At 72.0% G+C, this 18,011-nt stretch carries 17 protein-coding genes; 13 read left to right on the forward strand and 4 right to left on the reverse strand.

Annotated elements, in window-relative coordinates:
• Window positions 1–31 precede the first annotated feature (31 nt).
• From ACFV9Q_RS13595 to ACFV9Q_RS13605, 3 genes are all read right to left on the reverse strand, one after another.
• Window positions 32–706, reverse strand: a complete 675-nt coding sequence (locus ACFV9Q_RS13595; protein WP_377234840.1) for an HNH endonuclease family protein — start codon at window positions 704–706, stop codon at window positions 32–34.
• A 239-nt stretch (window positions 707–945) separates the two neighbouring features.
• Window positions 946–1,473, reverse strand: a complete 528-nt coding sequence (locus ACFV9Q_RS13600) for a hypothetical protein (protein WP_377234841.1) — start codon at window positions 1,471–1,473, stop codon at window positions 946–948.
• Between the two features lie 198 nt (window positions 1,474–1,671).
• Window positions 1,672–1,944 carry a hypothetical protein gene (locus ACFV9Q_RS13605; protein WP_377230298.1) on the reverse strand — a complete coding sequence of 91 codons (273 nt, stop codon included), beginning with the start codon at window positions 1,942–1,944 and terminating at the stop codon, window positions 1,672–1,674.
• 317 nt (window positions 1,945–2,261) lie between these two features.
• Between ACFV9Q_RS13605 and ACFV9Q_RS13610 the strand changes: the two genes are divergently transcribed.
• The 12 genes from ACFV9Q_RS13610 (at window position 2,262) to ACFV9Q_RS13665 (ending at window position 14,705) form a co-directional block, all read left to right on the forward strand.
• Window positions 2,262–4,127, forward strand: coding sequence for a D-alanyl-D-alanine carboxypeptidase family protein (locus ACFV9Q_RS13610; protein WP_377234842.1), 1,866 nt, complete (start codon window positions 2,262–2,264; stop codon window positions 4,125–4,127).
• Window positions 4,128–4,130: 3 nt separating this feature from the next.
• Window positions 4,131–4,451 carry a DUF2087 domain-containing protein gene (locus ACFV9Q_RS13615; RefSeq protein WP_377234843.1) on the forward strand — a complete coding sequence of 107 codons (321 nt, stop codon included), beginning with the start codon at window positions 4,131–4,133 and terminating at the stop codon, window positions 4,449–4,451.
• Between the two features lie 74 nt (window positions 4,452–4,525).
• The gene (locus ACFV9Q_RS13620; RefSeq protein ID WP_377230301.1) at window positions 4,526–4,993 is read left to right on the forward strand and encodes an aminoacyl-tRNA deacylase; all 468 of its coding nucleotides are present in this window, start codon (window positions 4,526–4,528) and stop codon (window positions 4,991–4,993) included.
• 353 nt (window positions 4,994–5,346) lie between these two features.
• Window positions 5,347–5,637: an STAS domain-containing protein gene (locus ACFV9Q_RS13625; RefSeq protein WP_377230302.1), complete on the forward strand. Its 291-nt coding sequence runs from the start codon at window positions 5,347–5,349 to the stop codon at window positions 5,635–5,637.
• Between the two features lie 65 nt (window positions 5,638–5,702).
• A complete protein-coding gene (locus tag ACFV9Q_RS13630; protein WP_377234844.1) occupies window positions 5,703–6,971 on the forward strand; it encodes an FAD-binding protein in 1,269 nt (422 codons plus the stop codon).
• Between the two features lie 288 nt (window positions 6,972–7,259).
• A complete protein-coding gene (locus ACFV9Q_RS13635) occupies window positions 7,260–8,189 on the forward strand; it encodes an ABC transporter substrate-binding protein (RefSeq protein WP_377234845.1) in 930 nt (309 codons plus the stop codon).
• Between the two features lie 90 nt (window positions 8,190–8,279).
• Window positions 8,280–9,254 (forward strand): amino acid ABC transporter permease, encoded by a 975-nt coding sequence (locus tag ACFV9Q_RS13640; protein WP_377232038.1) that lies wholly within the window; start codon window positions 8,280–8,282, stop codon window positions 9,252–9,254.
• Window positions 9,251–10,066: an amino acid ABC transporter ATP-binding protein gene (locus tag ACFV9Q_RS13645; RefSeq protein WP_377234846.1), complete on the forward strand. Its 816-nt coding sequence runs from the start codon at window positions 9,251–9,253 to the stop codon at window positions 10,064–10,066. The genes ACFV9Q_RS13640 and ACFV9Q_RS13645 overlap by 4 nt, the downstream gene beginning before the upstream one ends.
• 182 nt (window positions 10,067–10,248) lie before the next feature.
• A complete protein-coding gene (locus ACFV9Q_RS13650) occupies window positions 10,249–10,824 on the forward strand; it encodes a SigE family RNA polymerase sigma factor (RefSeq protein WP_377234847.1) in 576 nt (191 codons plus the stop codon).
• On the forward strand, window positions 10,821–12,224 hold the full coding sequence (locus tag ACFV9Q_RS13655; RefSeq protein WP_377234848.1) for a hypothetical protein: 1,404 nt from the start codon (window positions 10,821–10,823) through the stop codon (window positions 12,222–12,224). Before ACFV9Q_RS13650 ends, ACFV9Q_RS13655 begins: the two co-directional genes overlap by 4 nt.
• A 556-nt stretch (window positions 12,225–12,780) precedes the next feature.
• Window positions 12,781–13,350, forward strand: coding sequence for a SigE family RNA polymerase sigma factor (locus ACFV9Q_RS13660; RefSeq protein WP_377232042.1), 570 nt, complete (start codon window positions 12,781–12,783; stop codon window positions 13,348–13,350).
• 2 nt (window positions 13,351–13,352) lie between these two features.
• Window positions 13,353–14,705: a hypothetical protein gene (locus tag ACFV9Q_RS13665; protein ID WP_377234849.1), complete on the forward strand. Its 1,353-nt coding sequence runs from the start codon at window positions 13,353–13,355 to the stop codon at window positions 14,703–14,705.
• Window positions 14,706–14,832: 127 nt separating this feature from the next.
• Here the strand turns inward: ACFV9Q_RS13665 and ACFV9Q_RS13670 are convergent, their stop codons facing one another.
• Window positions 14,833–15,759 (reverse strand): excalibur calcium-binding domain-containing protein, encoded by a 927-nt coding sequence (locus ACFV9Q_RS13670; protein WP_377234850.1) that lies wholly within the window; start codon window positions 15,757–15,759, stop codon window positions 14,833–14,835.
• Between the two features lie 408 nt (window positions 15,760–16,167).
• Between ACFV9Q_RS13670 and ACFV9Q_RS13675 the strand changes: the two genes are divergently transcribed.
• Window positions 16,168–18,011: TM0106 family RecB-like putative nuclease (locus ACFV9Q_RS13675; protein ID WP_377234851.1), on the forward strand; the 1,844-nt coding region annotated here is incomplete at its 3' end.

The following is an 18,011-nucleotide window of genomic DNA, read 5'->3' on the forward strand; positions in this document are numbered from 1 at the left end:
AGCAGGGACGCGGTCAGCACGGACGGCGCGGTCAGTATGAGCAGGAGCTCAGCAGCGGCTGGAGCGCGGCCTTCTCGGCAGCGTCCACGCTCAGGCCCCACCGCGACTTCGTGTGGATCCACATCTTCGAGTAGGCGCAGCGCTTGCTCGCGAGCGGCGGGACCCACTCGGCGGGGTCCTTGTCGCTCTTCGAGCTGTTCACCTCGGCCGTGACCGCGATGAGCTGCGGCCCGGTGAGGTCGTTCGCGAAGTCCTGCCGCCGGGCCGTCGTCCACGTGCTCGCGCCCGAGTACCAGGCCTCGGCCAGCGCCACGACGTGGTCGATCGAGATGTCGGCCGGCGCGGTCCGGGTCTGGCCGTCGTACTCGCTGTACCAGCTGCCCGACGTCGGGTAGCAGTCGCTGCCCACCACCACGCCGTCGCCGTCCCGCTTCAGGACGGTCTCGCGGGTGGTGCACCCGTTCACGGTGACCCAGTGCGGGAAGAGGGCGCGGTCGTAGGGTGCGGACGCGCTCTCGGCGCGCACCGGCAGCGCGTCGAGCTCCGACTGCGCCACCGCCTTGGACGGGAGGCCGGGCGGGTAGGCGCTCGCGGCCTGGGGCTGCACCGTCACGAGGAGCGCGACGAGCGCCAGGGTCGTGACCGACGCGACCAGGTGACGGACGCGAGACCCACGGGGGTCCGGGTGGACGACGAGCTGCGACATGGGACAGACCTTCCTCGAGACCGACCTGGGCCCGTTCATGGTCGAGGCGCCCGATGACACCCAAATGACCACCATGTGTAGGTTAGCGAAATTTCACCCGGTCTGGTGGGTTACGGGGTCTGGCGCGGCGGCGAACGGCACGAGGTCCGCCCCCGCCGGCCGGCCCGGCACGGCGTCTGGGGAGAGACCGTGCGGGGAAGGGCTCGGTGGGAGCGGACCTCGGAGGGGCCGCGAGCAGCTCAGACGGCGCCGGCGGTGAGCAGGCCGAAGTAGTAGCCGATGCCGACGAGGATCAGGGCACCGACGGTCTCGACGATGGCGAGCGCGAGGCCCCAGCGGGCGAGCCACAGGTCGAAGCCCTCCTTGCCGGCACGGACGACCGCGATGGCGTTCAGGATCACGCCGATGATCGGCAGGGCCGCGAGGAAGAAGGTGACGAGGCTGAAGACCGTGGTCTGCGGGTCCTCCTCCTCCTCGACGACGGCGGTCGCGGTCGCGGCGACGGCGGTCACGGCAGCCGGGGCGGCGACCTCGGTCGTGGTGGCGACCGGAGCCTCGACGGCGGGGGCTACGGGGGCGGTCTCGGCGACGACGGCCTCGGCGACGGGCGCCTCGGTGGCCGGCGCGGCGGCCGGGGCCGCGGACTCTGCCTTCGCCTCGGACGTCGCCGCCGGCTCGGCAGGCTCGGTCTCCACGACCTCCGGGGCAGCCGCGGCCGCGCTCTCTTCGGTCGTGGCCTCGGGGGTCGTGGTGTCGGGCGTGGTCATGGTGGAAGTGCTCCCCTGGTTGCAGGTAGTCGGAAATGTCAGGCCATATTGTGGAGTATCCCAATGGTCTTGGATAGACCGATATCAGGCCTCAGAAGCGGCAGAGGCCGCCGCCCCCGCAGGAGCGACAGCCTCTGTGCTGTGGACGGTGCCGCCGGGCGCGCACGTGGGCGCCCGAGGCGCGCGACCTCAGGTCACCTACGCGCCGGCCGGCAGGGAGAGCGCCGCGACGACGCCCAGTCCCACGAAGACCAGGTACAGCACGGTGAAGATGATCGAGAGGGCCAGACCCCACTTCGCGAGCTTGCTGTCGATACCCGTCTTGCCGGCCTTCGACACGGCGATCGCCGAGAGGATGATCCCGATCGGGGGCGCGACGAACGCGAGGATGAAGCCGACGATCGCGAGGACGTTCGCCTGCGGGTCCTGGACGGTGCCCTCGACTGCGGGTGCGTTGGGAGTCTCGGTCATGGGGGACTTCCTTTCACGGCCACACTTCCGGCCGCTCGGTTGCGGGCGCCAGCGCGCCCGTACGGACCCGGGTCAGTGTGAAGCATCCGGAGATGTACCAGGAAGACTTCATTGCGTTGTACGCCCGAATCGTTACTCTTGTCGATCGTGGGTCGTCATCGGCGTCCGCGTAGAGCGTCTTCCCTCCGAGAGGGTGGTTCACCTGCGCGCCGATAATTACCCCACCTGAGTTCACCAGATCGTGATACTGCTGTGTAAGGATCCGAACGGCATGCACCGCGCACGACGAGGCAGTGCACCGACCGAGGGGGAGACGCGTGAACCCAGCGAAGACGCTCGTTCCGCACATACCCCGTGCGGCACTGCGCAAGTACCTCCGCACCGCGTGGACCGGCGCGGTCGCGACCGTCCTCGCAGCGGGCGTGCTGGTCACGGCAGCGGCGAGCGTCCCTGGTGCGCAGGACGCCCGCGACGGCAGCGATCTGCCGATCCGGCTCTACGGGCTGCTCCAGAGCGTGACCGTCGGCGAGACCGAGACCGCCCCCGAGGGCGTCACCCTCAGCCAGATCGTCGCGGTCCTCGAGCGCGCCGAGCAGGAGGCGCGTGACCAGGGCCCGGACTTCAGCCCGACGGTCGCCCAGGCCGCGGCCGAGCTCGGCATGCTCTACACGACCTACCAGATGCAGCAGCTCGCCTTCGGCGAGAACAACGAGGGCCTCCGCGTCGAGGACGCCCCGGTCGCCCGCGGGTCGCAGGACGCCGACGTCCCGCCGTCGGGTTCCGACGAGGACGGCGCCGACGACGGCGCCGGCGGCGCGGACCAGGACGGCGCCGGCAAGAACGGCACCGCCGACCAGGACGCCGAAAGGAGCGGCGACCCCGGCCAGGACGGCACCCGGACGCCGTCCGACGAGGACACCCCGCCCGCCGTCCAGGTGTCGAACGACCGCACCTCCGTGGTCGAGCCCGACACCGCCGACCCGCAGGCTGGTTATGTCACCTACGACCAGGTGGTCATCGCCGCGGTCCGGCTGGCGAACATGCTGGACCCGTCGGTGCCCAACGCGCTGGTGGAGGTCGAGGGGGTCGGCGAGCGTGCCGGCGGCGTGTCGCTCCGGGAGAGCCTGCTCGACGTCGTGACCATGTTCGGCGGATCCACCCTGGGCTACGCCAACGGGCGCATCCCCGCCGACGTGCTGTGCCCGCTGGAGTTCGCGCCCGGCCACATGCTGCGCTGCGACGCCGCCGAACGGTTCACGGCGCTGAACGCCGAGTTCGAGCGGGAGTTCGGCTACCCGATCCCGATCACGGACTCCTACCGGTCCTACGAGCTCCAGGTCGCGGTGGCGCACACCAAGCCGCACCTCGCGGCGATCCCGGGCACGTCGAACCACGGCTGGGGCCTCGCCGTGGACCTGGGCAACCCGATCGCCGGCGGTGGCTCCCCCGAGTACGTCTGGCTGCGCCTGCACGGCCCCGACTACGGCTGGGACAACCCGTCCTGGGCGCAGCTCGGCGGCGCCAAGCCGGAGCCGTGGCACTTCGAGTTCTTCGCGGCGGGCTCCATCCCGAACCGCGCCATCGACGCGTCCGACGTCGGCACCTGGACCCCCTCCGACTCCGCGAGCCCGCGCTACAAGCCGTCGCTCGACCCGAAGCCGGGCGACGGCAAGGACAAGCCGTCCACCAAGCCGTCCGACGACCCGAGTGACAACCCGCCGTCGCAGAAGCCGCCCAAGGCGACCCCGAAGCCGTCTCCGGACGAGCCGACGCCCAGGCCGACGAGCCCGACGACGAAGCCCACGCCGAAGCCGGACCCGACCGAGGAGCCGACCCCGGACCCGTCGGACGACCCGACCGATGAGCCCTCCCCGGACCCGTCGGATGACCCGACCGAGGAACCCACCCCGGACCCGTCGGAGGAGCCGTCGCCCGACCCGTCCGAGGAGTGCCCGGAGACCGAGACCGGCGCGGGCGAGTCGGCCGCGCCGAGCTCCGAGGCGACGACGACGGAGGAGGGCACCGCCGCCGGCGAGGGCACCGAGGAGGATCCGTGCGCCGTGCCGGACGAGAACCCGGAGGGCACGGGCTCGACCACGACGTCGTCCAGCCTGCTCGGGACCCTGTCGAAGTCGACCGTGGTCCGGTCGAGCCGCCGCCCCCGTCGTCCGGAGCTGAGCTGACGGATGGCGGCGGAGCCGGCGGAGCGGGGGGCGACACCGGGCGCGGGGACGGCCGGCGATCCGCGGCGGTTCCTGCGCTCTGGGCGGCTGGAGACCATGCCGCGGCGCTGGCGGGACAAGGTCGCGGTGACGCGGTACCTGGCGGCCCAGGCGCTGCCCACGCTCCTGGAGCCGGTGACCGAGCGTGAGCTGACGGACCGGCTGCGGGAGCTCTCCTACGACCCCGCGGGCGTCCGTCGTGCGATGGTTGACCACGGCCTGGTCCAGCGCACGCGGGACGGGGCTGAGTACTGGCGCACGGAGCGCACCGAGTACGACGCCTGAGCAGGCGCCTCGCAATAGAACCTTGACCATAGTGCGAGACAACGAAGACTCGCGTTTTCAGGATAGGAAATTTCATGAGCGAAGAACGTGCTGTCACCGCGCTCGAGGCGGCGGGCATCCCGTTCGAGATCACCCGGCACGGCCAGGTGGCGAGCCTCGCCGAGGCCGCGGCCGCGCGCGGGGTGGATCCCGCGAAGCTGATCAAGACGATCGTCGTGCGCCGTGCCGACGACGACTTCCTGTTCGTGCTCGTCCCGGGCGACCGGCAGATCTCCTGGCCCAAGCTGCGCGCGCTGCTCGGCGTCTCGCGGCTCTCGATGCCGAGCAAGGACGTGGCTTTCGAGGTCACGGGCTATGAGCGGGGAACCATCACCCCGTTCGGGTCGTTCCACAGGTGGCCCGTCGTCGCGGACTCACGGCTCGCAGAGCCGGGACCCGTGTCGATCGGCGGAGGGGCCCACGGTGTGGGTGCCACGGTCGATGCCGTCGACCTCACGTCGGCGCTCGACGCCACGGTCGCGGACGTGACCGACCCCGCCTGAGCCACGTCTCGGGCGGTGCCGAACGGGCCCGCACCACGGGAGGCACGGTAATTCTCCTCCGTGCAACGTGACCGTAACGCCTGGGGGGTGGACGTAAGCCGGGTGTCGGGTGAACACTCGCCCTAGGTAATTCTTGCCCTGCTGGGGCAAGGACCGGTCAGACAACACCAAGAAGTGTCCAAGTTGACGTCCGCGTCAGTAGTACCGAAGCAAGTGTCAACGAAGTCGAGGCCCGACCAATGCAGGACGGAGCGAATGACCCCATGGACCCTCTCCCGTCAGACTCAGCGCAGGACGTGGTTCCCGGACGGCTGGGATCCGGTATCGCCTGCCGGAACACCTACGAGGGCACGGTGCTGACCCTCTGGGGTGACATCGACGCGCTGCTGCGCGAGAACGCGAGCGAGGCCATGGCCATGCTCGCCGCACGACCCGATCCCGACCCCGTCATCGTCGACGCACGGGACGTCACGTTCATCGACTCCTCCGGGGTCGCCTTCATCCTCCAGGTGTTCGTGCTCGGCGAGGAGACGGGTTCGCCCGTCCAGCTCCGCGAGCCGTCGTCGGTCGTGATGGAGGTCCTGGACATGGTCGGTATCAGCCAGCGGATCCCGGTGGTCCGCAACGCCGGCGCGAGCGCCTGAGTCCTGAACCGAACGCTATGTGAACGACCGCGTCCGATCGGACGCGGGGGTGGCACCCTGGTCCGGTGAAGAACTGGGCAGCGAACCTCACGTACTCCTCCGCGCGCACCGAGCGCCCCCGGACCCTCGCGGAGCTTGCCGGCATCGTCGCCGGCGAGCCCCGCGTCCGGGCCCTCGGCTCGCGCCACTCGTTCTCGGACGTCGCCGACACGACCGGCGTGCACGTCCAGCTCGACCGGCTCGACGACGGCCGGCCGGCCCTCGAGGTCGACCCCGCCACTGGCGTGGCGTCCGTCCGCGCCGGCCTGCGCTACGGCGACGTCGTCGCCGACCTGCACGCGAGCGGCCGTGCCCTCCCCGCCATGGCTTCCCTCCCGCACATCTCGATCGCCGGTGCGGTCGCCACGGGCACCCACGGCTCCGGTGACGGGACGCGCTCGCTCGCCGGCGACGTCGTCGGGCTGGAGCTCGTGACCGCCTCCGGGGAAACGCTGACCCTGCGCCCCGGCGACGCCGACTTCCCCGGGTCCGTGGTGGCGCTCGGCGCCCTCGGTGTCCTCACGCGGGTGGAGCTCGCGACCGTGCCGGCCTTCGACGTGCGCCAGGACGTCTTCACCGGCCTGCCCTGGGACGCGCTGACCGAGAACCTCGACGCCGTCATGGGCAGCGCGTACTCCGTCAGCGTCTTCACGAGCTGGTTCGAGCCCGACGTCCGCCTGGTCTGGTGCAAGTCCCGGGTGGACGAGGCCGGCGCGTCCGGGCCCGTCCCCGCGGCGGACCTGCTGACCGGCCTGGGCGCCGCGCCCGCCACCCGGGCGATGCACCCCCTGCCCGACGTCGCCGCCGTGGCCTGCACCGAGCAGGGCGGGGTGCCCGGGCCGTGGTTCGAGCGGCTGCCGCACTTCCGCCTGGACTTCACACCGTCCCTGGGCGAGGAGCTCCAGTCGGAGTACCTGCTGCCGCGTGCGGCGGGGCCTGACGCCGTCCGCGCCGTGCGTGCGCTCGGGGACCGGCTGGGCCCGCTGCTGCTCACGTCCGAGATCCGCACCGTCGCGGGCGACGACCTGTGGCTGAGCACCGCGCCGGGGGACAGCCTGGCGCTCCACTTCACGTGGAAGCAGGACTGGCCCGCCGTGCGCGCCGCGCTGCCCGAGTTGGAGGCGGCCCTGCTGCCGCTCGGCGCGCGTCCGCACTGGGGCAAGCTGTTCACCGTCCCGGTCTCCGACCTCCCGGGCCTGTACCCGCGGTTCGACGACTTCGCGGCGCTGGCCGCGCGCCTCGACCCCGCCGGAAAGTTCCGCGGCGGCTACGTGGCGGAGCTGCTCGGCCGGTGAGCCGCGCCGCGGGCGCGTGACGGTCAAGATCACCAACGGCGTCGGACGGGCGTCTTCGCAGGTCAGGTGCTGTGAGCTGGGCGAAATGTAGCAGAAACATGCCCTTCATCACAGTGTGACAATGGTCTCTAAGTTGCGGGTTTACGCCAGGGACCAGTCACGGTTGGGTGAGACTCGAGTCGAGGCGCCACGTGCGCCGTCGGGTTCTCTGCTCCCCTGATGACAGAGATCTGTCGGGTCGCCGGGGGCCTCGCGAGACGATCAAAAAACCCGACCAGGAGACCCCTGATGCGCAGGCTTCCCGCCCTGACCGCCGCGGCCGCACTTGCCGCCGCCACCCTCGTGCTGACTGCATGCACCGACGCGTCGCAGCAGCCCGCCGGCTCCGACGGAGCCTCCGACGAGGCCAGCGCCGAGGCGTCGTTCGACCCGTCGTCCGTCGAGGTCGACGAGGAGATCGCCGCGCTCCTCCCGAAGGAGATCGCGGACAAGGGCACCCTGACCGTGGGTTCCGACACCGCGTACGCGCCCGCGGAGTTCATCGACGTCGACGGCAAGACGCCGGTCGGCTTCGACATCGACACCATCACCGCCGTCGGGGCCGTGCTCGGCCTGGACGTCGAGGTCCAGTCGGCCGCGTTCGACGGCATCATCCCGGCCATCGGCTCCAAGTACGACGCGGGCATCTCGGCGTTCACCATCACGGACGAGCGCACCGCCGAGGCGAACATGATCAGCTACGCCACGGCCGGCTCGCAGTACGGCGTCGCCGCGGGCAACCCCGACGAGTTCGACCCCGAGGCCCTGTGCGGCACCACCATCGGCGTGCAGACCTCGACCATCCAGGACGACGAGCTCACCGCGGCCACCGAGCAGTGCGAGAAGGACGGCGAGGACCCGATCGACGTCGTGCGCTACGAGTCGCAGGCCGACGTCACGACCAACCTCGTGGGCGGCAAGCTCCAGGCCATGTACGCCGACTCGCCGATCACCGCCTACGCCGTCGAGCAGACCTCCGGCGAGATCGAGACCATCGGCGACGTCCTGGACGCGGCGCCGTACGGCATCGTCGTCGCCCAGGACGACAAGGACCTGACCGAGGCCGTGCAGGCCGCGGTGCAGAAGCTCATCGACGACGGCACCCTCGGCGAGATCTTCGCGAGCTGGGGCAGCGCGGACGCCGTGGTGGACAAGGCGGAGCTCAACCCCGCCGAGTGACCCGTCCGCCGGTGCACGGCACCCGTGGTCCGCGCCAGGCGCGGACCACGGGTACCGTGCACTCAACTTTTAGAGGGAAGGAAGGGTGACGTGACGACGCAGACCTCCGCGTCGGGCAGCGACCCTGTGCCCAACCGCATCCACGCGCGGCCCGTGCCGCGTCCCGGCCGCCTCGTCGCAGCGGTGGCCGTGCTGATCCTGGCCGCCATGGCGGCCAACGCCCTGATCACGAACGAGAACTTCCGCTGGGACGTGGTCTGGCTCTACCTGCGGGACATCGTGGTGATCCGCGGCGTGCTGTGGACCCTGGTGCTCACGTTCGGTTCCATGGCGATCGCCGTGGTGCTCGCCGTCGCGCTCGCGATGATGCGCCGCTCGGACAACCCGGTCATGCGCTCGGTGAGCTGGGCCTGGATCTGGTTCTTCCGCGGCACGCCGATCTACACGCAGCTCATCTTCTGGGGCCTGCTCGCCGTGCTGTACCCGCGGCTGTCGCTGGGCATCCCCTTCGGGCCGGAGTTCTTCTCCTTCCGTACCGACGAGGTGCTCACCGCGTTCTGGCTGGCGCTCTTCGGCCTGGCGTTCAACGAGTCGGCCTACCTCGCGGAGATCGTGCGCGCGGGCCTGACCTCCGTGGACCCGGGGCAGACCGAGGCCGCCAAGGCGCTGGGCATGAAGGACGGCAAGATCATGCGCCGCGTGGTCCTGCCGCAGGCCATGCGCGTGATCGTGCCGCCGACGGGCAACGAGACGATCTCGATGCTCAAGACCACCTCCCTGGTGGTCGCCGTGCCGCTCACGTTCGAGCTGACCTACGCCACCAGCGCGATCGGCAACCGCACCTTCCTGCCCATCCCGCTGCTGGTCATCGCGGCGCTCTGGTACCTGCTCATCACCTCGATCCTGATGGTGGGCCAGCACTACCTGGAGCAGTACTACGGGCGCGGGTTCGGGACGACCACCCGCCGCCGGGGCCGGGGCAAGGGCCCGGCCGGTGGCAGGCAGGCCGCCATCGCCGCCGCCGGGACCGTGCAGGACGACGTGAACAAGGACGTGACACCATGAGCGCCCCCACCGACGCCACGGCCGTCCCGGCGAGCACCACGGACATGGTGTCCGTCCGCGCCGTGCACAAGGTCTTCGGTCACGGGCACGACGCCGTGCACGTGCTGAAGGGCGTGGACCTCGACGTCGCGCGCGGTGAGGTCACCGTGATCCTCGGGCCGTCCGGTTCCGGCAAGTCCACCCTCCTGCGCTGCATCAACGAGCTGGAGGAGATCACCGGCGGCTCCGTCGTCGTGGGCGGCGACCTCATGGGCTACCGCGAGGACGCCAAGGGCGTGCTGCACCGGCTCCACCCCAAGGTGGTCGCGAAGCAGCGCTCGCGCATCGGCATGGTGTTCCAGCGGTTCCACCTGTTCCCGCACATGACGGCGCTCGAGAACATCATGGAGGCGCCCGTCCAGGTGCGGGGGCTCTCCAAGAAGGCGGCACGGCAGCGCGCGGTCGAGCTGATCGACCGGGTGGGGCTGTCCGACCGGATGGACCACTACCCGGCGCAGCTCTCCGGCGGCCAGCAGCAGCGCGTGGCCATCGCCCGGGCGCTCGCCATGGACCCCGAGCTCATGCTGTTCGACGAGCCGACGTCGGCCCTCGACCCCGAGCTCGTGGGCGAGGTGCTGTCGGTGATGCAGGACCTGGCGCGGTCCGGCATGACGATGATCGTGGTGACGCACGAGATCGGGTTCGCCCGGGAGGTCGCCGACCACGTCGTGTTCATGGACGACGGCGTCATCGTCGAGTCGGGCCCGCCCGGCAAGGTGCTGGACGACCCGCAGGAGCAGCGCACCAAGGACTTCCTGGCGCACGTGCTCTGACCCCGTGTCAGACGTACAGGACCTCCGGGTGACCTGTACGTCTGACCCGGATCCGTTCGGAAAGGACGGAACCTCGGCGGGCCCCGGCTGCGTCTAAGGTGCATGACGCACACGATGCGGCGCGCAGGGCGCCGTGAACGCACGCCGGGGCACGCCGGCCACACCACCCCGTGGTGTACCGGATGAGCGAGGTGGCGGTGACCCTGGAACCCGAGCAGGGCACCGGCGAGATCCCCGTCGTCCGGAGCAGCCTCGACCCGGTCGCCGACTTCACGGCGTTCGCGCAGGCGAACACCCCCGCGCTGTACCGCATCGCGTACCTGCTGAGCGGCGACGAGCACCGGGCGAAGGACCTGGTGCAGCTCGCCCTGGAGCGCACGTTCAAGGCGTGGAAGAAGGTGGGCGACGGCGACCCGTTCGCCTACGCGCGCCGCGTGCTGGCGACGGCCCGTATCGACACGTGGCGTCGCACCCGCCGCGAGGTGCTCACCGACGAACCGTCGCTCGGCCTGCGCGAGCGGAGCGCCCCGGCGTCGGACGCCGGGCTGGCCGACCGTGACCGCCTGGTCCGCGCCCTCCTGGCGCTCTCCGTCAAGCAGCGCCGGGTGGTGGTGCTGCGCTACCTGCTCGACCGGTCCGAGGCCGAGACGGCCGCAGAGCTCGGCATCTCGACCGGGACGGTCAAGTCCACCGCCTCACGCGCCCTGGAGCGCCTCCGCACCCTCGTGGTGCCCGGTCGCGAAGGGAGCCGATCGTGAACGTGCACGACATCCACGCCAAGAAGGACGCCGCGGTGCTCGCCGACCTGCGGGCCGCCAGCTCGACGGTCGAGCCGCCCGAGGGCCTCGACGCGGTGGCCATGGCGACCCGGGCCGTGCGGACCGTACGCCGGCGCCGGGTCGTGACCACGGTGACGGCCGGCGTCGCCGCGGTGGTGCTGACGGGCGCCGGTATCGGCGTCGCCGGGGCGATCTACGGCGACCGGCAAGGGCCCCTGCCCGGCACGGTGAAGACGACCAGCGAGTCGGCCCCGTCCACCGACGCGCCGTCGCCGGAGCCGACGGCCGAGCCGACGCCGGAACCGAGCGACGTGCCCACCACCTACCTGGAGACCGGCGGCGGGACGCTGCCCGTGCTCGCGGGCGTCGAGCGCGGCGTGGTCGAGGGACCGGGTGCCGCCCCCTACATCCTCGGCGGGCTCTGGTACGAGGTCCCGCCGGGCGGCTGGATCGCCGTCGGCGACGTCAACGCGGGCGGCGTGGCCGGCTGGCTGGCCCCGGACCTCCCGGGGGCCTTCGGCATGTCCGAGTCAGGCACCATCGACGACATGGACGCCACGATCGAGCTCCGCAACGTGTTCGACGTCGCGGGCTGGAAGGCGCCGGCGAAGGACTCGGGCGCGACGACGCTCGACATCGAGGGCGCCGACCTGGTGGTCATCGAGCAGCACGCCCGCGAGGGGAAGGTGCGGCCCGCGACCATCACCATCCGCAGCGGCGACGAGGGCTGGGTCATCGACACCCGGTTCACGGCGAACGCCGAGGGTGACGAGATGCTGCGGAACTTCGTCGGGAACCTCTGGCTCAAGGAGGCGGGCGAGCCCGACTGGTACCTGCCGGAGTTCTCGGCGCCGGCGCTCGACGCCATCGAGCGCGGGATCCCGGCCGACTGGGTCCGGACCGAGCACAACGGCCTGACGTTCGCGGTGCCGGAGGGCTGGACCTCGGAGAAGACGGAGGGCGAGTTCTCTCCGGGCGTGGAGTGGACCGGGCCGAAGGTCATGTACGTGGAACCCGGCATCGACCAGGAGACGCTGAAGCGGTGGAGCGACGCCACGGCCGAGGAGTTGGCGCGTGCCGCCGAGGACAAGGACGTCCCCGAGCGGGTCTACGTCCAGGGCGGCAAGCCCGGCGGCCTCTGGTGGACGCCGTCCGACCAGCCGGGGGCCAAGATGATCGACGTCCCGGGCGCCGACTACGCCGAGGTGATCCCGACCGCGCACAACGTCGACGGGGAGACCGACTACTACTGGGTCGACATCTACATCCACCAGGAGGACCAGGGCGAGAACCTGTTCCTCGTGGTCGAGTTCGACGGCGGCGAGCAGGGCCTGCGGGACCTCCACACCTTCCTGGGGACGCTGGACTTCCGCCGCTGACCCACCCCTGACGAGCACGTGTCAGACGTGCGGGTCACCCCCGTGACCTGTGCGCCTGACACGTGCTTCGTCGTGTGGCGGACGGCGCGGCGGCCGGGGCCACGCACGGCCCGGAAAATTTCTCTGAACCAAAATGGAACCTTCGTCCCGGTGCGGCCGTGTTCCGTTCGTGACAGTCACGAGTCCGCGTGTTCGAGCGCCAGAGTCCCGGGCCCCCAAGCCCGTGGTCCTGCGCGTCGTGCGCGCCGACTCCAGCTCTGCGGACGACCTGGAGACCGTGACAACCCAGCAGAACACCCCAGATTCCTCATCCACCTCGACGCCGAGGTCGGCGGCGGAGCTCGCGATCGTGCCGGTCGCGGACGACGGAGACACCGACCCGGCAGCCACGACCGAGCGCGACCCGCAGCCCGGGCCCGCCGCCACGTCGAACGGCACCCTCGGCAGGACCAAGGACAGACCTCGCAAGGGCTCGGCCGAACCGGTCCCCGCCACCCGACCGCTCACGGTGGTTCGAGGTGGGTCGGCGGACCCGGATGACGTACCCTCGCTCCCCGTGCGTACAGACCGGCCGAGGGCCACTCACGCGCGCAGGAACGCACAGACCTCGAAGAACGAAGAGTTCACCGCGTTCATGCGAGAGGCCAAGGATCCACTGCACCGGATGGCCTTCCTCCTCAGCGGTGACGCCCACCGCGCGGAGGAGCTCACGCAGCAGACCTTCGAGCGCTGCTACCGGCACTGGCACAAGGCCCGCCAGGGCGACCCGCTGGTGTACGCGCGCCGGGTCCTGGCGAACCTGCGCATCGACGCCTGGCGCCGTACGCGGCGCGAGGTGCTCACCGGACCCGACGAGCTGCCGCAGGACGACGTCCGCGTGGCCCGCGCATCGAGCCGGATGCCCACGCGCACCGTGGACGACCGCGACACCGTCGTGCGCGCCCTCCTGCGCCTCCCGCTCAAGCAGCGCCGCGTCGTGGTGCTGCGCCATCTCCTGGACCTCTCGGAGTCCGAGGTCTCGACCGAGCTCGGCATTCCTCTCGGCACCGTGAAGTCCACGGCCTCGCGCGGCCTCGCCCACCTGCGCGCGATCCTCGATCTCGACTCGCTGGGCGGAACGCGATGAACATGAACCTCTCCCACGGCGCTCCCGACGACGACTTCGTCGCCCGGCTCCGCGAGTCGGCGCACGCCTCGGTGCCCGCGTCGACGCTCGACCTGGACGGCGTCCTGCGGTCGAGCCGGCGCAAGCACACCGTGCGCCGGGCCGGCGTCTCGCTGGCCTCGACGCTGGTGCTGGCCACGGCCGGCGCCGGTGTGGCGGGCGCGCTCCCGGGGATCCCGGGGCTCTGGAGCAGCGCCCCGGTAGAGGTCTCACCCGTCGAGTCGGCGGAACCGATGGCGACGGTCGAGGTCGACCCCGCGCCGCCGTCGGCCACCGCGCTGCCGACGCCGGACCCGGTGACGAAGCTCGCGGAGCTCGCGCCCGGGGTCAGCTCGGTGGCACAGCCCGCGGCGTACCGCGTCGACGCGGACACCGCCGTGCTCGACCTCGGCCTTCCCGCCGGAGGGGGCGACCGCTACCTGGCGGTCGTGACCCTGGCGAAGATCGACGGCCGGCACAGCGCCACAGACCTGGAGGTCCTGGCGGGCGGCGACACCGCCCTGCAGAACCTCCGCGCGGGGAACCTCGGTGGAACCCTGCTCTGGCGCGGCGTCACGTCCGACGCGATGGTCCTGCCGTCCGACGGCGGGCCTGCCCTCGTGTTCGGCTTCTCCTCGGGTGCCGAGGAGGGAGACCAGTTCCTGGTCTTCGACGACCCGCAGACCGATGGTGCCGCGGACGCGCAGGGGGCGTCCGCGTCACCGGGGTCAGGGTCGGGGGCCGGTGCCGAGAAGGGTGCGCCCCAGGCGGGCGCATCGCTCCCGGTCACGCCGTTCGACGTGCTCGGCGACGGCAGCGTGTGGATGCGCGTGCTGCAGGTCGACCGCTCGACGGCGGAGCCGCGCGGTTTCGTCTACGCGAGCCAGGACACCTGGAGCGCGTCCTGGTGCCGCAGCACGTCGCCCGAGTGCGCGGTCATCCACGACGTCGCGGGAAAGACCGTGGCGACGCCGCAGGCCGCTGAGCCCTCGCCGCTCGTCGCAGAGCTCGCCCCGCTGCTGGTCGAGGACCCGCAGGCGAACGAGGTGCCCGCGATGGAGGCCTGCGTGGCGCAGCGCACGGGCACGCCCTGGACCGCCCCGCCGGGCCTCACCGGCAAGGCGTTCTGGCAGGCCCCGAAGGGCGTGGACGCCGACGTCTGGCGGCTGTGCCTGATCGACATCAGCGAGGCGTCGCAGCTCGCCGCGACGGGCGAGGTCCAGCCCGACGGCGGTGTGTCGTCCACCCCGGCTCCGAGCGAGGAGCCGACCCAAGCTCCCGAGAACGAGGATCCCCTCGGTCTCGGTGAACTCCTGGAGGGACTCTTCGGGGGTTAAGACTTCCCGGTCCGCGTCTCGTCTGGGGAGATGGCGTGGGCCGGGAACAACCGAGCGGGCCGAGGCAGAATCTGGGGATCTGCCTCGGCCCGCTCATTTTTGTCCTGCTCCGATGGAGCGGTTCGGCCTACTCGCCGTCCTCGCAGGCGACGCCGTTGCCGTTCCGGTCGAGGTGCGGCAGGTAGCCCGGCGCAGTGTTGGGCAGGGGCGCCGCGCCCGCGGCGCGGACGGCGTCACAGTTCCAGTAGAAGACGGTCCCGTTGCCGTTTCCGTTGCCGTTCCCGTTCTCCTGCTGTTCCTGCTCCTGCTGTTGTTGCTCTTGCTGCTGCTGCTGTTCCTGCTGCTGCTTGAGCGCGGCCTCCTGCTCCTTGACCTGCGCCTCGCGGTCGCCCAGCGCCTTCTCGCGCTCGGCCACCTCGTCGCGCCGCTTGTCGACCTGCGCCTGGTCGGCCTCGATCTCGGCGCGCGCCTCGTCCATCTGCGACCTGATGTTCTGGGCGTCCGAGATGGCCTGGTTCGCGTCGGCCTGCTGGCCGGCCGTGACGACCACGCCGATGATCACGCCCAGCGCGAGCCCGGCGATGCCGATGGCGACCATGAGCCCGGCGCCCGGGGGCCGCGAGCCGTTCTGCCGCGACGAGCCGCCGGGGCGCTGGCCGGACCCCTGGGGTCCGGGCGCCACGGTGCCGACGGGGACGGATCCGCCCGGTCGGCGGTTCGCGTCGTCGATGCTCAGCGGGCCGGGGCCGTTGGCACCCTGATGGGACTCCGGGCCGGCGGCGGCAGGCGTCGTCGCCTTCCGGCCGCCGAGCCCCTTGAGGGCGGCGAGCACGCCCGACGCCGGGCCCTTGGCCTCGGGCGGCGGGGGCGGTGGCGCCATCCCGGGCTGCGGCGGGTAGACGGGCTGCGGCCCGGAGCCCGGCCGGGGCGGTCCCGCGGCGGGCGGGGCGCCGATGGGCGCCATCGTCATGGTCGAGCCCATCGCGTCCGCGGGGACCATGGCGGGGGGCGCTGACGGCGCGGGCGCCGGACGTCGGGCGGGAGCGTCGATCACCTGGATCGCGACGGTCCTCGTGTCGGCACCTCCGTCCTGGCCGCTGACGGGGGCCGGCGGTGCCGGGGGAGCTGGTGGTGCGGGGGGTGCCGGCGGGGCGGAACCGGTGGGTCCGGAATCGGGCTGGGGGGCGTCGGGGCGGTCGACCCAGTAGTCCCAACCGGGCGGGGCCGGAGGCCACGACGGGTCGGGAGCCCAGGTGGAGTCGGGTCGGAATCCCGGGGGCACCTGCCAACCCGGAGGCGGGTTGAAGCGCACGGGCATGGTTGCTCCTTCGATACGGTCGGCCCCACTATCGGCCATGCAGGCGGGTCGGCGCCAGAAGCACTGGCCATGCCGGACATTTCCCCCGCGTGTGGGAGCGACAGTAGCGCGCTCGTGTCAGAGGTCACTGGTAGACCTGGGGGCATGTTCCTCCTGGAGCGCGACGACGCCAGCACGCTCGTGCACTCGGCCAGCGACCTCGTGGTCGCGGGCGAGTGCGAGTTCCGCCTGCTGCGCCGCCTCGACGAGCTCCTGGGCCGCAGCCCGCGCCGGGTGCGGGAGGAGGACGAGATGCTCGCGCGCACGGCGGCCCTCGGTGAGGATCACGAACGGCGCGTCCTCGCCGGGCACCTGCGCGCCTTCGGCCCGGCCGACGGCGACCGGCCCGGCGGGGTGCTCGAGGTCGCGCCCGCCCGCCGCATGACGCGGGACGAGCTGGTCGACGCGCACGACCGCACGCTGGCCGCCCTGGAGCAGGGCGCGGACGTCGTCTACCAGGCCTCGTTCTTCGACGGGCGGTTCCACGGCCGGGCCGACTTCCTGGTGCGCGACCTGCTGGGGGAGACGGTCCGCCTGGGCGGCTCCGAGGGGGTCGTGCCGCCGGAGCGGTGGCCCCGGCACGCCGAGGCGCACGTTCCCCGGCCGCGGTACGCCGTGCACGACTCCAAGCTCGCCCGCCGCACCAAGGTGCGCGCCCTGCTGCAGCTCGCCGCGTACGCGGACCAGCTCATGGCGGCGCGGATCGACCCGACCGACGAGGTGCACCTGGTGCTCGGCACCGGCGAGACCACGTCGCACCGGCTCGCCGACCTGCTGCCGGTCTTCCGCAAGCGGCGCACCCGGCTGATCGAGGTCCTGGACGAGCACGTCGCCGACGAGGGCCCCGTGCGGTGGCACGACGAGCGCTACCTGGCGTGCGGCCGGCTGCGCGACTGCCCGGACTGCGCCGAGGCCGCCCAGGAGAGCCGGGACGTCCTGCTGGTCGGTGGGGTGTACGGGGCGCAGCGGGCCAGGCTGTCCGCGTCCGGCATCACCACGATCGACGCCCTCGCGACCGCCGAGGACCCGCCGGACGGCATGGCGGCGGGCCGCTTCGAGGGCCTGCGCGCCCAGGCGCGTCTCCAGCTCGGGCTGGACGACGGCGACGGCTCGGTCGCGCTCGACCACCTGCCCGACGGCGTCGACCCGGACGGCCCCGACGCACGGCTGCGCTGGCAGCTCGTGGCGACCGAGGCGATCGACCGCCTCCCGCCGCCGAGCCCGGGCGACGTGTTCTTCGACTTCGAGGGGGATCCCCTGTGGGAGGAGGCGCGGCTGCCCGGAGACGACCAGGCGCCGGCCATGGGCCTCGACTACCTCTTCGGCTGGGTCGAGCGCCCGGGGCCGGACGGCGGCAACCCGCCCTTCCACGGGCTGTGGGCCGACGACCTGGCAGGTGAGCGCGACGCGCTCGTGCAATTCGTGGACCACCTCCACGCACGGCTCGCGGAGCACCCCGACCTGCACGTCTACCACTACGCCGCCTACGAGCGGACGCACCTGCTCTCGATCGCGGCGCGCCACGGCGTCTACGAGGACGAGGTGGACCAGCTCCTGCGCGACGGCGTGCTCGTCGACCTCTACGCCGTGGTCCGGTCGTGCCTGCGCATCTCCAACCGGTCGAAGTCGATCAAGAAGCTCGAACCGCTCTACATGCAGGACGACCCGGCGCGGGAGGGCGTCACGAGCGCGACGGCGTCGGTCACGGAGTACGCGGAGTACGCGAAGCTGGTGAGTGAGGGGGACGCGCGGGCTGCGGGGTTGCGGCAGCGGATCTTGGACTACAACGAGTACGACTGTCGGTCGACGTTGCGGTTGCTTGATTGGTTGGGTTGGGCTCGGGGTTCTGTTTCGGCGGGTGCGGCCGGGGCGGCCGCGGGAAGCGAGACCCCGCGCGCGGATGCGTTCACGGGCCCCAGGGGGCCCTCCACTTCGGGAAGGGATACATC

This window comes from Promicromonospora sp. NPDC059942 (assembly GCF_042731755.1).
Taxonomy (GTDB): Bacteria; Actinomycetota; Actinomycetes; order Actinomycetales; family Cellulomonadaceae; genus Promicromonospora.

Bases quoted from the DNA above. Each gene is read 5' to 3' on its own strand.
- ACFV9Q_RS13595 (WP_377234840.1), bottom strand. From the start codon at position 706: ATGTCGCAGCTCGTCGTCCACCCGGACCCCCGTGGGTCTCGCGTCCGT.
- ACFV9Q_RS13600 (WP_377234841.1), bottom strand. From the start codon at position 1,473: ATGACCACGCCCGACACCACGACCCCCGAGGCCACGACCGAAGAGAGC.
- ACFV9Q_RS13605 (WP_377230298.1), bottom strand. From the start codon at position 1,944: ATGACCGAGACTCCCAACGCACCCGCAGTCGAGGGCACCGTCCAGGAC.
- ACFV9Q_RS13615 (WP_377234843.1), top strand. From the start codon at position 4,131: ATGGCGGCGGAGCCGGCGGAGCGGGGGGCGACACCGGGCGCGGGGACG.
- ACFV9Q_RS13620 (WP_377230301.1), top strand. From the start codon at position 4,526: ATGAGCGAAGAACGTGCTGTCACCGCGCTCGAGGCGGCGGGCATCCCG.
- ACFV9Q_RS13635 (WP_377234845.1), top strand. From the start codon at position 7,260: ATGCGCAGGCTTCCCGCCCTGACCGCCGCGGCCGCACTTGCCGCCGCC.
- ACFV9Q_RS13645 (WP_377234846.1), top strand. From the start codon at position 9,251: ATGAGCGCCCCCACCGACGCCACGGCCGTCCCGGCGAGCACCACGGAC.
- ACFV9Q_RS13650 (WP_377234847.1), top strand. From the start codon at position 10,249: ATGAGCGAGGTGGCGGTGACCCTGGAACCCGAGCAGGGCACCGGCGAG.
- ACFV9Q_RS13665 (WP_377234849.1), top strand. From the start codon at position 13,353: ATGAACCTCTCCCACGGCGCTCCCGACGACGACTTCGTCGCCCGGCTC.